This is a genomic window from Hymenobacter terrestris (genome assembly GCF_013377905.1).
GTDB lineage: Bacteria > Bacteroidota > Bacteroidia > Cytophagales > Hymenobacteraceae > Hymenobacter > Hymenobacter terrestris.
Genome location: NZ_JABKAV010000002.1, coordinates 23228 through 38122, shown reverse-complemented (window position 1 = coordinate 38122; position 14895 = coordinate 23228). Strand labels below are relative to the sequence as shown.

Below are 14895 nucleotides of genomic sequence, written 5' to 3'. Positions count from 1 at the left end.
AATATCGCGGGCCCAACGGCCTGAGGTACCAGTTAGAACTGGTACGTCAGGCCCAGGGTAGAATAGTTGCCGAGCTTGTAGCGGGCAAAAGGACCGTCTTCGTTCTTACTAATCTTACCATTGCGGTCGAAGTCGTAGTACTGGCGGACCGATTGGTTGATGATGTCCTGAATACCCGCCCGCAACTGCAAATGCTTACCAAACCCTTTGGTTACCGAGAGGTCAATTATGTTGCGCGGCATCTCAATAACAGAGTAGTTCTGGCGCTGGTCGCCCACGAAGGCGATGCGCTGACCGATGACGTTATACTGGGCCGATACTTGCCATTTGTGGTCATCATCCTGGTAAAACACGCCGGCATTCACCACGTAGGGCGACTGGCCCTGCAAGGGACGGTCGAACAGGGCAAATCCGACGGTTTCATCCGTTTCGGCCAGGTTTACCCGGCTTCTAATAAGCGAAGCGTTCAGCACCATGGAAAAGCGCTGGAGTACGCGGCTCTGGCTGATATCAATTAGCGACTTACGCACCTCCAGCTCGGCCCCAACGTCGTAGGCGCGGTCGGCGTTGGTGTAGGTAAGGTAGAGTTGGCTGCCCGACACCTGGCGCGTAACCTGCTCGATGGCCTGGTCGAAGTGCTTGTAGAAAACCGCGAACGAAATCATTTCCGAGCGGCTAGGGTAGAATTCGTAGCGTAGGTCGCCGTTGTAGATGGTCGCCGTTTTTAGGTTCTGGTCGCCGCGGATAATGGCATTGGTCGTGAAGTCGAAGTAGTCGTACTCCGCCACTTCCCGAAATTCGGGGCGGTTCACGGTAACGCTGCCCGCTAAGCGCAGCAACGAGCGTTGGGTGAAGTTATAGGTTAGGTTGAGTGAAGGCATTGGAATTGTGCGCTTCTCCTCGTAGGGCTCCCGGCTGGGGTTGCCGTCGCGCAGAAACTTACGGTTGTACTCCACGCGGACGCCGCCCGAAAGGTTGAGCTTATCGGTCAGGGGTGCTACTACTCCTACGTAACCGGCCAACAAGGTATTCTCGGCGTTGTAGCGGTCCTCGGGGCTGGTTCCTTCGGCCAACGTGAAGCCGGTCAGCGGGTCCAGGTTTTCAGGAGCGAAGATCTGGTCGATGGGCAGCAGCGAAAGCCGGTTGGCCCGGGTGCGGTCCTTGAAAAAGTCGTTGCCCCGAATAAACGAGAAGTAGCGGTTTTGCAAGTCCCGGTCTTTCTGCTCGGCATAGAAGCCAATGCGCAGCTTGAACTCGTTCGCCTTCGTCGTGTCGCGGCCGGTAAAGCGGCGCTCCCACTGCCCGCTGGCCGTGTAGGTGTTTTCGCGCAGGTCCGAGTAGAAACGGCTGGCATCGAAGGGGTTGCCTCCGTTAGGAATATTAACCGCGAAAGGCCGGTCGAGGCCGGTGGCCCGTACGTTGCGGTAGCGGCTATAATCGGGCTCGTTCCGGTACACGTAGTTATAACCCCCCAACCAGGTGATGGTAGACCGTTTAGCCGCTCCCAGGTCGTGGAAGCCCTGTAGCTGCCCCGAGTAAATGGTGCGGCTCTGGTAATGCAGGGCGTAATCGTCGCGTTCCTGCCCATCCGAAAGCTCCTCACCGGTCCGATGAACCACCTCATCGGTACCGTACTGGTTGAGGAAGTTGCGGAATTCCAACCGGTTGTTGTCGTTGATGCGGGCCTGCCAGTTGTGGATTACCCCGAGCCGGGTGCCCGTTACTGCCCGCTCGTCGTTGTACTTGTATTGCGCCGCCGGCTGGCCCGTAGCAGGGTCAACCTCGATCAGGTAGCGGTTGCGCTCGATATTGTATTGCTGGTGGGTGTTGGAATACGACAGCGACGTTACATTGCTGAAGTAGGTGTTCCCAACCTCGAAGCGCCGCGTCAAGCCCAACGACGCACGCAGATCCGGGGCGGCCGTACCTACGTTCGGCAGCCAACGATTATTTATCTGGCGCAAAGTGTTGCCAATCTCATTGTTAGGTGTGGTGCCGGGGGTGATCTGGCCCGGGATGCCGCTGGGCAGCCCCCGGTTGCCTTTGTCGTAACCCAGCCACCCGGGCGTGCCGCTGGTCAGGTAGTCGTTTCGAAAGGTCGTGCCGCTACGGTACGAGCTGGAAACCGAAAAGCTGGTAGTATTATCCAATACGCTGTTCTTGGTATATACTTTTACTACACCCCCGCCAAACTCGCCCGGCAATTCCGGCGAGCCGGATTTAAAAACCAAAATCCGGTCGATTACCGATGAAGGCAAAATGTCAAACGAAAACGAGCGGGTATCCACCTCGGCTGAAGGTGTAATGGCATCGTTGAGCATAACCGTGTTGTAGCGCTCCGACAGGCCGCGTACGACGACAAACGTATTATTCTGAATGGTTACGCCCGGAATGCGCTTTACCACCTCGGCCGCGTCGCGGTCCAGCGTCTTCACAATCTGGTCGCTGCTCATACCGCTCACTACCACCTCCGACTTCTTCAGATCCTGGAGCAGGGCCACTTCGGTGCCGGTTTGCTTCTGACCCGTCACCACTACTTCGCCCAGCGACTGGCTGCTTTCTTCAAGCGAGCCGTTGAGCGTGGTCGTTTGGCCTTCGCGCAGTACCGTACCCGGAAACGTGAGCGGCTTGTAGCCAATCGACTGCACACTGATAGTATAGGTGCCCGGCGCGGCGAGGAGCCGGTACGTGCCATCGAGCTCCACGGGCGCGGCCTGGGTGGTTCCCGTTATGATAACGGTGGCTCCGATGGCGCCCTCGCCGGTTTTTTTATCGCGAATCGTTCCGCTCAGCGTGGCTTGCTGGGCCCAGGCTAGAGAACTAGTTATCAGCAGAAAAAACAGGATAAGCGTGCGTTGCATACAAGGCTCGAAAAGGGTTTTACAAAAGTACCCTGAGCCTGTTATGCTAATATTGCGCCGCCGTTATGTTTGTGTTACTGTTGCGGCTTACCGCCCATCTGCCCGCCGAAAGAACTACTTTCGCGGCCCAAATCAGCCAGCCCCCTCTCTGCCCATGCTCCAATCCATGACTGGCTACGGAATCGCCACCCGCGAAACCGACCACTACGCCGCTACTATCGAAATCAAGTCGCTCAACTCCAAAAGCTTCGACCTCACCCTACGCCTGCCCCGCTTTCTGCAGGACAAGGAACTGGAAATTCGCAATCTGCTGGCCAAAAGTCTGGTACGCGGCAAAGTCAACCTCAACCTCGATTTCACGCGCCCCCGCGCTACGGCCACGGGCGGTTCTATTGTGAATGAAGCGGCCCTGACGGCCGCTTGCCAGGAGCTGCAGGCCCTGAGTTTGCGCACCGGCTTGTCCTTCGACCAGGTAACGGCCGTGGCCCACGCCCTGCCCGGGGCCCTGCGGCTGCCCGTCGCCGATACCACGGCCGCCGCCGAGCCCCTGGAAACCGAAACCAGCTGGGACGAACTGTTGCCGCTGTTGCACGAGGCGCTGGAGCGCCTGCACGAGTTCCGCCGCGCCGAGGGCCGGGCCCTCACCGCCGAAATTCTGGGCTACGTGGAGCACATCAGCCAGCTGCTGGCCGAGGTGGAGCGCCACGACCCCAGCCGCGTTGCCCAGGTACGCCAGCGCCTGCAAAGCCACCTGGCCGACATCTCAGCCAACGAGCATTTCAACAGCATTCGCTTCGAGCAGGAGATTCTGCACTATATCGAGAAGCTTGACATTGCCGAGGAAAAGGTGCGGTTGGGCAACCATTTGCGCTACTTCATCGAAACGGCCGGTTTGCCCGAACCCACAGGCAAGAAATTAGCGTTTATTTCGCAGGAAATTGGTCGGGAGATCAATACCATCGGGTCCAAAGCCAACGACTCCGCCATGCAGCATTTGGTAGTGAGCATGAAGGAGGAACTGGAGAAAATCAAGGAGCAGATCAACAATATTCTCTAGACCTCAAACCAGATTTAGACTGTTGTCGTAAGTGCTGAATATCACTTTAAGAATATTGCTATGCATAGATTATTATTGATATATATTTGAATTTTTCCTAGTGGTTGGTTAAATAACGTAAAAATCATATTAGGCTTCTAATCTCTCATTGCTGCGTGCTGAGCAGGTTTTATTGATTAAGAATATGCTTTCATAGAATCAGACGGCGAGTTGTTTTTTGCAAATGACTTGCACTTTAAGTTTTTCATCGTAAATTGTGTTATCCAAGCAGCCCGGCAAACGCCAGCACGCTGGATTCCCTCACTTAGCAACCCACCTTTTTTCAGCCTACTTCTATGAAAAAAGCACTACTTACCTTACCCGTACTCTTCCTGATGGTGCTGCTGATGGCAGCCCGTCCTTTCGCCGAGGTGGAGCTTATCAAGAAACGCGTTCTGAGTGAGCGGGTTGAAATCCTCATCCCCAAGGGATTTGATGTGATGAGCGAGGAGCAGATGGACTTCAACTACGCCAAGTCGCAGAGTCGTCCGAGCGTCATCTACACCAATAACAAGGAAGTTAGTCTGGCCTTTTCCTACACCGATAACACGGCGGACCAGGACATGATAGACATGTATCACGACAACTTCTACAAGATCTACACCAAGCAGTACAAGGAGGCTACCTGGTTCAGCCACGGCGTAAAGGAAGTGAGTGGCCGCAAAGTAGGCTACCTCGAACTGATGAAGCCAGAGTTGGGCCGTGAGTCGTACACTTTCATCTTCTTTACTGATGTGGAAGGCAAGCTGCTGATGTGCACCTTCACCTGCGCCGACCGTCAGAAGCCGGAGTGGGAGAACGTAGCCAAGCAGATCATGGGCTCGTTCAAAAGCAATACCTAATTAGGTGCCGCGAATGCGGCGTCAGTAACTTAAAAGCACTTCACCCGGAGTTTGCCACAAGGCAGATTCCGGGTGAAGTGCTTTTGGGCATAATCGGGATGTGCTATGTAACGAGTGTCATCCTGAGCAGGGCGAAGAAGCTCGCAGGCAATGGTAATCCCGTCGTCGGAAAGTACTTTGATCTGCGAGTTTCTTCGCCCTGCTCAGAATGACAGCTGGCTTACTTTCTATAATCTCACTTGCCGGGAGCTACGCCTGCGTCGTTCAAAAAGTCGCGCAACAAACCGAAAACGCTGCTGAAGGCCGTAAGAGGCAGCGTTTCGGGCCGGTCCTGCACATCGTGGTAGGCGGCAATGCCGCCGCGGGTGTAGAAGAACAGAGCGGGTACACCGCGCTCTGAGAACGGGAAATGGTCGGAGTTGGCGGCCCGGCCGCGGGCGGCCAGCGAGGCTACGTAACCGCCCGCCGCATTCAGGCGTTGCAGCCGCGCAAACTGGTCCTCAAACACCCGCCCGTTCACCACCATGAGGCCTTCGTCGCCGGTGCCCAGCAGGTCGAGGTTGGCCAATACCCCAATACTAGGCAGCGATATAAGCGGGTGCTCGACAAAGTAGCGCGAGCCAACCAAACCGGCTTCCTCGGCCCCGAATGCCAGGAAGGCCACCGAGTAGGCTGGCCGGTTTTCGGGGCGGGCATAGTAGGCAGCCAGCTCCAGCAGCATAGCCACGCCGCTGGCGTTGTCGTTAGCCCCCGGGAAGTAGGTGTCGCGCCCCAGCCGGCCCAGGTGGTCGTAGTGGGCCGATACCACCACGAACGAATCGGGTCGGGCGGTGCCGGGTAAGTAGCCAACCACGTTCTGGGTGCGGTAAGCGGGCTGCAGGCAGGCATCGAGCCGCAGGCGTACAGTGTGGGCCGCGGCGGGCCAGGCGGCGGCCCGTACTTCCAGCCGGGGCCGTGGGGCCTGCTCGCCGGCTATGCTGGCCGTGAGCTTGCCGGGCACCAGCGTAAGCTGGGCGCCGGCCGTGGCCAAATGGGCCTGTACTTCGGGCGGTAGTTCGGCCAGCCGCCCGGCTTGAGCCTGCGTCAGTACCAGCACTTCTTTGGTCAGCGGCGTGGCCAGCAGCTTCTGCCGGGCCGCAGGCTGCGCGAAAATCAGGGAATCGAGCTGGTACACCGGGCCGCGCACTTCGCCGGGCCCCGAGTGGGGGGCAGCAATGAAATCGAGGCCGGGGCGCAATGGCTGGCCATCGGCGCTCAGCTCGGCGCGGCCGGGGAAGGTGTTAACGGGCAGCGTGAAGAACTGGTAGTAGTCGGGGGCCAGGGGCTGCAGGCCCAGTGCGCGAAAACGGCCCTGCAGGTAGGCCGCGGCCCGCTGCTCGCCGCCGCTTACGTAACCCCGGCCGTGCAGGTCGGGGGCCGTGAGCCGGGCAATCGTCTGCCGGACGCGGGCCATGTCCTGCGCCGTTGTTGAAGCAGGCTGGGCCAGGGTGCAGCTGAGCAGCAGGCCCAGGGCCGCCAAGGGCCGGACGGCGGAGAAAGCACGAGTTCTATTCAGGTACATACTCATTGCCAGAAACGGCGGGTAAACCACATGAAGGCCGTACCGGCCGCCGCGCCCAGCGCGTCGCTGAACAGATCGGACCACTCGCCGTGGCGGCCCATTGCCAGCAGGTGCTGCAGCACTTCGACCAGCGCGCCCAGAACCACTGCCAGCGCGAGTGCCACGCGGAACGCGTGTGTCCGTAGCCAACCCAGCCGCCGTTGCCGCCGGGCCGAGAAGATGGCCAGCACCGTCAACACCCCGAACACACCGGCGTGGGCAGCCGTGTCAAAAGAAAGTAACTCCCAACGCGGAGTTAGGGGCATGTCGGCGGCGGGCGTGAGGGTGCTCACCAAAATAAACGCCGCCCACGCCAGCGGCAGCCCCACCAGAGGGCGCCGACGCGGCGTGGGCGGCGTTTCGGAAAGCAAAGCCAACGGCAGCAGCGGCGCTTAGGCGCCTACCAGCTCACCATAGGTTTCGGACGTGAGCAGGCTGTCCAGCTCGGAAGCGTCGCTTATCGAGAGCTTGATGATCCAGCCGTCGCCGTAGGGGTCGGAGTTCACCAGTTCGGGGCTGCCGTCGAGCTTGTTGTTTACTTCGAGTACAGTGCCGCTGAGGGGGCTGAACAGGTCGGAAACCGTTTTCACAGCCTCTACGGTGCCAAACACGTCGTTCTGGGATACCTCTTTATCAACGGTGTCAATGTCGACATACACGATGTCGCCGAGCTCTTTCTGGGCGTGTTCGGTGATGCCGATGTAGGCCACGTCGCCCTCAACGCGGACCCACTCGTGCTCTTTGGAATACTTCAGGGAGGCGGGCAGATTCATGGGATGGTGCTTAGGGAATGAACTGAAAAGCGAGGCGCGCCGCGCGCCGCTTCAAAAGTACAGGTTAATGGGGAGATTAGGGAGTAATGCAACTAAATCATCCTCCTCAACCTGGCTTACTGCGACAGGCTGTAGCGGAGCTGGATGCCGGCTTCGGTGGAGGTGTTTTTGAAGGCGTCGCCGGTTTTGGGGGTCGTGATGTTCTGGGTGAAGAAGAACTGCAGGTTCAGGCGCTGGTTGAGCACGTAGTCGACGGTGGGGCGCAGCTGTACCTGGCGGGTGCCGGCCGTTACCTGGCTGTAGGCCCGCCCGATGCTGGCCGGCGTGACGGGCGTACCATCTACGGGGTCTACCACATCGAGAATAGTGCGCTGGATAGCGTAATTCTCGCTGATGCTCAGGTCGAGGCGGGCGTTGAGTTCGTTGCGCAGTACGCGCTGTTCGCCGCCAATTTTGAAGGGTAGCCGGAACTTGTTGGTGGCGAAGCCGACCCCAATCACGATGTCGTTGCGGCGCAGTTCCGTTACCTGGGCCACGGTCGAGTTCAGGCCAATGGTGCGGTCGACGCGGTACTCCAGACGGCCAGTGAGGCGGCCGGTGGTCTGGAAGTCAATCCCGATAAGCGGGGCCAGCCGGTCGGCAATGGTTACCTGCCCGATGATGTAGTAGGGAACAAAGCGGTTGGCTTGGTTGAGAACCGTCGATAGGCCCTCGGGCTCCTTCTCGTAATCGACCGTAGTGCTGTAGCCGGCAATGTTGTAGCTGGAGCCATACACGTGGTTGAGGCGGAACGAGCGGAAGTAGCGCTGCACGAACGGTATTTCGGAGAGGCCGTTGTAGCTGATGTTCCAGTTGGGCAGCGGCAGTTGGGCGAAGGGCTTGAACTTCTTGGCCTTATAGCCATCCGACGAGCGGCCCTTGTAGGCGTCGATAAACGCCGGCAGCAGCACATCCTGCGAGTTGTAGCCGTAGAAACCGGCCTCCTGGTTGGCCGCCTGCAGCCGTTGCTGCACTACCTCGCGGTTTGCCACGAAACGCTCAAACGCTTTCGACATCGTTCCCGAGCCACTTAAGTCGCCGAATATCGTTTGGATGGCGATGAACGAAGTGCTGAACGTGCCGTTGCCCAGCGGATTGCTGGGTGTCGGCAGGGCTCCGTCAGGCGCGGCCAGTGTTACGCTATCAACCAAAGCGCGGTAGAACACCTGGCGGCTACGCACGAGGCTGCGGCGAGCATCAAGCTGGATGTTGAAGTCGCGGATGGGCTCCAGGGTGGTGCGCAGCGTGAGGGCTTCGGTGAGCAGCGAGCTGAGCGGAGTAGTGAGAAACTCGCTCTCATCGGTGTACCAACCCCGGCCGTTGGCCTTCCTGAACAGGCCGTCGAGGTCCTGCTGCTGGCCCAGAATGAAGGGCAGACCGGGGGCGTTGAACCCGTTGTCGAATCCTAAAAAGCGGGTGTTGGGCAGGTAGCCGGGCAGCAGCGTACCGTTGGAGCGCACGTAGGTGAAGTTGAGCGAGCGGGCCGTCATCAGGGAGCGGAGCACCGCTTTCAGGGCCCGGAACTCGGGGCCTGTGGCCGAGTCGGCCTCGGCGGTTTCAGAACCTGCGCCGGCGGCCCCAACCACGCCGGGCTTGGCTATTTTAGGTTCGGTAGGCTGCTGGCCGGGAGGGGGCGCGTTGTTGATGATGTTGAGGAAACGCACCTTGTTGTAGAGCTTCACCAAGTCAATTTTGCCGTTGGCGCTCACCTCGCCGGTGTTCTGAATGGTGTTGCCCAGGTTCAGCGGCAAGGTTGCTGTATCGGCGGGGGCGCCTGGGTTGGCGGGCCGGCGCAGGGCCGTAGAAGCGGCCTCCCAGCCGAAGGTGGCCGCGTAGCGCGCGTCGGCCGAAAGCCAGTCGGTAAGCGGAAACTTGTCGAGCGGCAGGCGGTAAGTAAGGGCGACGGTCTGGTTGAAGTTGGTGGTACGGCCGCCGCGCAGCAGGTTGTCGCGCAGCTGCTGGCGGTTGTCCTTGGCAATCTGCGAGTCGCCGATGGTGCTGCCGGGGCCCTCATCCACCACGGCCCGGTTGGTGGCCGTATAGTCGAAGGCCAGCGCCTTGGTCAGGTCCCAGCGCAAATCGTAAATGCGGCTGAAGTAGAACACCTTCTGGAACACGCCCGGAATATTACCCCGCACGGGCACCTGGCCGGGCTCGAGGGTGCGCTGCAGAAACCGCTCGTTGTAGCGCCGGTCCAGGTCGGCCCGGAACGAAAAGCGCGAGGGCAGCGGCGTGAAGTTCACTTCCTTAAACAAGGCTAGGTAAGGCGAGTCGAAGGCCTTTACTTTGGCCAGCGGCGTGTAGTTTTTGGGGTTGGCCTGGTACACGTAGGCCAGCGCGCCGGTGTAAGTGCGGGTATAGTCGCGGTCGGTGCGGATGTCGGTGTGATTGCGCTCGGTCAGCGAGTAGCTCAGCGCCAGGTTTTCCACGTCCCAGGGCTGCACTTTCTTCTCGGGATTGGTGCGCTCCTTGCGCACGTTCAGCAGCGAAATGCTGCGCTGGCTGGTCTGGTCGATTACCTCGCGGCGGTAGTCGGCACGCTCGTCGGTATCGGCAAACTTCTCCAGGCTCTGATCCAGCTCGGTGTCGGGGTCGAGCGGGTCGTACTTAGGCGAGCGACTCTCGATGCCGGCTTGGAGTAGCACCGGCACGCGCAGGCCCAGCTTCTCCGGGAAAAACTTGTCGGCCGCCACGGTAGCATTCACGTCGCCGCGCAGAATGTTGTCGATGGAGCGCTGCTGGGGGCGGTCCTGCAGGCCGCCGAAACCGGTGGTTACATAGCTGCCGGTAGCCGTGATGTTGGCAATGTCGGCCAGCTTGGTGTTGAAGCGGGCGGTGGCGGCCCAGCCGCTTTCGTTCTCAAACTCGGATACCCGCAGCTCGTTGGCCCACAGCGTCAGCGACTGGCTTGCGCCGTCGTCGCCGGGGTTCAGCACACCAATCATGGCACCCTGCACCGACGACAGATCGGGGTTGCCGACTACCGTAATCGTGTTGCCGTTGGCCAGCTGCACCACGTAGGGGGTGCCGTAGCTCACGCCGGCCTTGTTGCGGGCCGACTTGGCGTCAATCAAATCCTGCAGCGTCAGGTCGATGCGGTTGGCCACCGGCCACACTTGGTCGACGGTGTAGCTGGCGCCCGCGCCGGTGGGCTGGGGCGTGAGCTCCAGCGGCAGCGCGTACTCGTAGTAATTCTGGGTGTAGTCGGTGCCCAGGCGCACGAAGCCGCGGGCCTGGCCGCTGCGCAGGTTGCGGTCCTGGGTTTCGGCGTGCAGAAACAGCTTGAGACGCTTGTAGCGCAGCATGTTTACCGTCAGATTTTTGTAGGCCGCTTTGGCAAAGCCGTCGCGCAGGTTGCCTACCACCAGGCGCAGGCTCTGCTCGTTCTGCAGGCGGCTGGTGGTGGTCGAGCCGAACTCCTGGTCGCGCCGGATGTTGGGCGGCAGCAGGTATGGAATCGAGCCGGCCCCGGCCTGCTCCACGCGGCCGTTCTCCTCAATGCTCACCGTCGAAATACTGAACTCGTCGGCGTCGGTATCGGGGTTGAGAATGCCGCCGGGCTCGGCAATTTTGGCGAGGTAGCGGCGCCACTGGTTGGCCACAAACTGCGGCTGCACCATGCGCAGCACCACTGGCTGCTCCCAACCCGTGAGGGCCAGCCGCAGAAACCGAATCGACTTGAAGCCGAACTCCTGGCCGTTGGGCGTGCCTACGGCGCGGTCGTACTGCCGGATAGGAATGCGGAACTGGTACCAGCTCACGGGCTCGTCGTTGGTGTCGTCGTTGTTGTTCGTGACTTTATCGACGATGTAGTTCTGGCCCACTTCGAGGCTGCCGGGGCGCAGGCGCACGCGGTACTCGTAGTAGCGCTCAATCTCCGAAATCACGTTGTCGCGGTTCAGGTCTTCCTTGTCGGGGTAGGCCGTCGAGCTCAGGCGGCTACCCTCGGGTGAGTTTCCCTCCATGCCGTTGAAGTCCTTGTAGCGAGCCAGCACCTTGGCATTGGCCTGGTCGTAGCTAGGGTCGAGGTGGTGACGGAAGTTGTCGCCGGCCGGATCGGGTACACCCGCGTAAGCGCCCTGCAGTTCGGGCAGAGCTTGCTCAGCCGCGTCGACGATGCCGTCGAGGCCCACATCCTGCTGGGCGCGGGCCCCGGCAGCGGGGTTAAAGGCGTCGGTGAGGAAGGGCTGGCGCGACACCTGGCCCCAGATAGTAGATCTGGTGGCATCGGGGCTGGTGCTTTCCACCGGAAGGCCGTTCTCAAACTCGTACTGGTTGTTGTCGGCCAGCACATCCTCCGAAACCGAACCCAGGTTCACAAACAGGTCGCCGCCGGAAGTGTTGTTGGCGCTGTGCCCGTCGTTGTCGATTACCTGGCCGTTTTCGCCCGTCAGGAAGGGGTCCATGAGCCAGAACTCCAGGTACTCCACGTTGGCGTTGTCGAAGTCGGTGTCGAAGGTGATTTCGCGCGAAATGGCCGCCTGCCGAGCCGCATTGGCCGCATCCGTAGTGTTGGCAAAGAAAGTGGGCCGGGCCCGGTCAAAATCGGGCGTGTAGTTGTACTGGCCGCGCTGGTCGGGGAAGTAAGCCAAGTCGAACGTCGTTTCGAACGAGTTGCCATTGGCCCCCAGGTTGCGGTTCGGGAATACCTCGTCGCGCTTGATGCCGCGGATGTAGTGGTTCGTTAAATCACCCGTGCCAATGTTGTCGGGCTTGCTCTGGCCGTTGGTGTAATAGGTCTGGTCGACGGTGTACCAGGCCAGCTTGGCGCGGTTGTAGGCCGTGGCCAGGCCGGTGGGCGCACGGCGTAGCGGCAGCGGGGTGCTGCCCAGGCGCCAGGCCACGGCCGCGTTCAGCCCGCCCAGCGTGTAGGGCGTGCGCGCATTCTCGAAATCATCGAGGTACGAAACGCCATTTTCGCCGCCGCTCTTATCATCGCCGAGCTTGCTTTGGCTGGGCAGCAGCTGGGCAAACTCACCACTGAACGAAACAGTCGAAATTTCCTTGGTCGAGATAAACGGCAGCGCGTTGAGGTAGCGGGTAAGCGCCCGCGACTCGCGGCGCATGTTCACGTCGAAGCCGTAAATAGTGTTGTTGCCCGGCTCGTCGCCGATGTTCACGCGGTTGATACCGGGCGCCTGGTTTTCGCGCAGATGCAGCACCGTGGCCCCAAAGTACATATCCGACGATACCCGGTAATCAAACCGCGCCCCAATCAGCTTGCGGGGCTGCACCTGCACCAAGGCGTTTTTCTCGAACTCCACCCGCAGCTCGTTGGCCGAATTCAGGTAGGCCGGATTCAGGATTTTTACCTTGGCCTGATCGTAGAAAACCTGGTAATCGACGCCTTCCTGGAGCAGCGTGGAGCCCGAGCGTACCCGCACCGAGCCCTCGGCCACGCCAATGCCGGGCAGGTTAATCTCGTTGGTACTGGTGGCCTGGTAGCGGCCGCGCAGGTAAAACTTGTCTTTCTCCTGGATCTGCTGGGCGTCGCTCTGCACCTGGTTGTACAGCTCGCGGTAGGCGTACTTGCGGGCCAGCTGCTGCTCGGCCGGCGAGGCCACCGTATCGAACTTGGCGGCCAGATAGCTGCCAAACGGCTCGATTTCGGGGAAGATGATGCGACCCAGTTCGGTATCGACGGTAATGCCAGGAAAGAAGTCGAAGTTACCGTCGGGGTTCCGGTCGTTGTTGGGGTTCACGTTGTCGAGGTTGAAAACCTCAATCAGCGGCTTGTTGGCAATATTCTGGCCCTCCTTCAGCGAAATCAGGTCAACGCCCGTCACGTCGTCCTTGTACACAATCTGCAACTCGAACCTGTCGCGGTTGAGCTGCTGGGCGTTCAAAGGATAGATGTTTTTCATCATCAAATCCCAGGTCGGCAGGTTGCGCGTCAGTAGGTTCTCGTTGGCTGGGTTCTCGCTCGGGTTGGCCAGGCCCACGGCGGGGTTGGTGGCCTTCAGCATCTTCAGGAAAATCACCTGGTCGGTGCCCACCTGCGAGTAGTCGTTCTGAATCTCGCCAACGGTGTAGGTCTGGCCGTTGAAGATGTACTGGTACGACACGCCCAGCACCTGCTCGGGCAGCAGTTGGGTGTTCAGCGAGAGGTAGCCCAGTTGGGCATTGTAGGTGTACTCGCGCGGGTCGAGTTTGCGGGCCCGTACGTGCTCAAAGTCAATGTTCTTCTCCAGGTTCAGCGGCGCGCTTTGGAGCACTTCATCAATCCGTAAGTCTTGTCTAAAATCTGCCTGGGCCCGGATGGTGTTCAACTCGCTGTTAGCGCTGTTTTGGGCCAGAGCGCCCGGGCGGGCACCGTTCAGAAACTGCTGGCGGTACACGCGCTGGGGCTCCGCCACGTCCATGAGCGTTACGACGTTGCGCAGGTTGTCGCTCTGGCGGTTATCGTTGGTCACCCATACCTCTAAGTAGGTGACGTTGATGGCATTCTGGATGGTGGGCAGGATGCGCAGCGAGTTGTCGTACCGCTCCCGAAACACCTGGCTCAGGAAGTAGTGGCGGTCCTTTTCGTATTGGCTGGCCTTGATTTCGAATGGCCGGCTCTGGCCCCCGTTCTGGATGCGCACTTCGTCGGCCTGGCCGCGCAGGGTGCTGGCAATGGTGGTTACGCCGAGGCGGCCGAACTGCAGTTGGGCCTTCACGCCAAACAGGTTCTGGCCGCCGGTGATGAGCGAGTTGTTGAGCGGCAGACTTACGTTGCCCAGCTCCACCTTGCGGATAATATCGGTGTCGAAGCCCGTGTAGTCGAGCTTCATGTTGTTTTCGAAGTCGAAGGCCGCCTTGGTATCGTAGTTGAACGTCAGGCGCAACTTCTGCCCAATCTGACCGGTCAGATTGAGGTTCATGTTCTGATCGAACTGGAAGTCGCCATTTCTCTGCTGGCGCAGCGTGAGGGTAGGGTTTTCGTTGCGGTTGCCGCGGTAGCCCATGCGCAGCGTTACGGCTCCCTGAGGCCGAATATCCACGTAGCTACCCCCGAAAATGCGGTCGGCCATGGGGCCGAGGTAAATCTTGGGAATCAGGCGGCGGTTGTCGGGCTGGTTGGGGTCGCCGGCCACGCCGCCGCCGCTGGCCCGCTCGCGGAAGTAGTCGCGCACGGCCTTTTGCTGCTGCCAGCGCGAGTACTCCTCGAACGTCATGCGGCTGGGGTCGCGGTAGTCGAGGCTCTGGCCGATGCCCTCGCGGATGTCGAAGTTCTTGAGGCTGTCGTCGGGTTGCACCTGCAGCTGCACGTTGTCGGGCAGGGGGAGCACCAACGGCGAGCGGCGGCGCTCATTCGAAAAGCGCGAGCCGCGGCGGTCGGCCGGATCTACCCGGGGCCGGGTGCCGGGCTGGTAGCGGGTGGTATCAATGCGGGGCGTGTCGGCGACGAAACCCCATTGGCCGGCCGGACGCAAGCCGGCCGGCAGCCAGTCGGCCCACAGCTGGCCCAGCGCAAAGACACCCGTCGCGCCTTCTGCCAGCGGTGCGGCTTCCGACCACCAGGCCACCAACGAAACCAGGACCACGAAGGCGCTGGCGGAGAACTTCTTACCGGTAGTCAAACGTCAATATCCGTCGAAATCGTTAGTGCTTAGTTGATTGTGCTTAGTGCCTAGGTCGTGCAGGTGGTGCTGTGGGATGCAAAGCAGTATGGCCAAGCCAATAAGCTGCCTACAAACATCTT

At 60.2% G+C, this 14895-nt stretch carries 7 protein-coding genes; 2 read left to right on the top strand and 5 right to left on the bottom strand.

The window, feature by feature from the left end; all coding sequences use genetic code 11:
* Positions 1-32: 32 nt before the first annotated feature.
* Positions 33-2861, bottom strand: coding sequence for a TonB-dependent receptor (locus tag HW556_RS01020; RefSeq protein WP_176897160.1), 2829 nt, complete (start codon positions 2859-2861; stop codon positions 33-35).
* A 166-nt stretch (positions 2862-3027) separates the two neighbouring features.
* On the opposite strand from HW556_RS01020, the gene HW556_RS01015 reads away from it, so the two are divergent.
* Positions 3028-3918: a YicC/YloC family endoribonuclease gene (locus HW556_RS01015; protein ID WP_246289477.1), complete on the top strand. Its 891-nt coding sequence runs from the start codon at positions 3028-3030 to the stop codon at positions 3916-3918.
* Between the two features lie 335 nt (positions 3919-4253).
* The gene (locus HW556_RS01010; RefSeq protein WP_176897157.1) at positions 4254-4799 is read left to right on the top strand and encodes a hypothetical protein; all 546 of its coding nucleotides are present in this window, start codon (positions 4254-4256) and stop codon (positions 4797-4799) included.
* Between the two features lie 235 nt (positions 4800-5034).
* Here HW556_RS01010 and HW556_RS01005 read toward each other — a convergent pair whose 3' ends face one another.
* The 4 genes from HW556_RS01005 to sov form a co-directional block, all read right to left on the bottom strand.
* Entirely contained in the window at positions 5035-6360 is a 1326-nt protein-coding gene (locus tag HW556_RS01005; protein ID WP_176897155.1) for a M28 family metallopeptidase, read from the bottom strand.
* A gap of 2 nt (positions 6361-6362) precedes the next feature.
* On the bottom strand, positions 6363-6770 hold the full coding sequence (locus HW556_RS01000) for a VanZ family protein (protein WP_176897153.1): 408 nt from the start codon (positions 6768-6770) through the stop codon (positions 6363-6365).
* 21 nt (positions 6771-6791) lie between these two features.
* Positions 6792-7172 carry a glycine cleavage system protein GcvH gene (gene gcvH / locus HW556_RS00995; RefSeq protein WP_176897151.1) on the bottom strand — a complete coding sequence of 127 codons (381 nt, stop codon included), beginning with the start codon at positions 7170-7172 and terminating at the stop codon, positions 6792-6794.
* 116 nt (positions 7173-7288) lie between these two features.
* Positions 7289-14773 (bottom strand): T9SS outer membrane translocon Sov/SprA, encoded by a 7485-nt coding sequence (gene sov / locus HW556_RS00990; protein ID WP_246289476.1) that lies wholly within the window; start codon positions 14771-14773, stop codon positions 7289-7291.
* Positions 14774-14895: the final 122 nt, after the last annotated feature.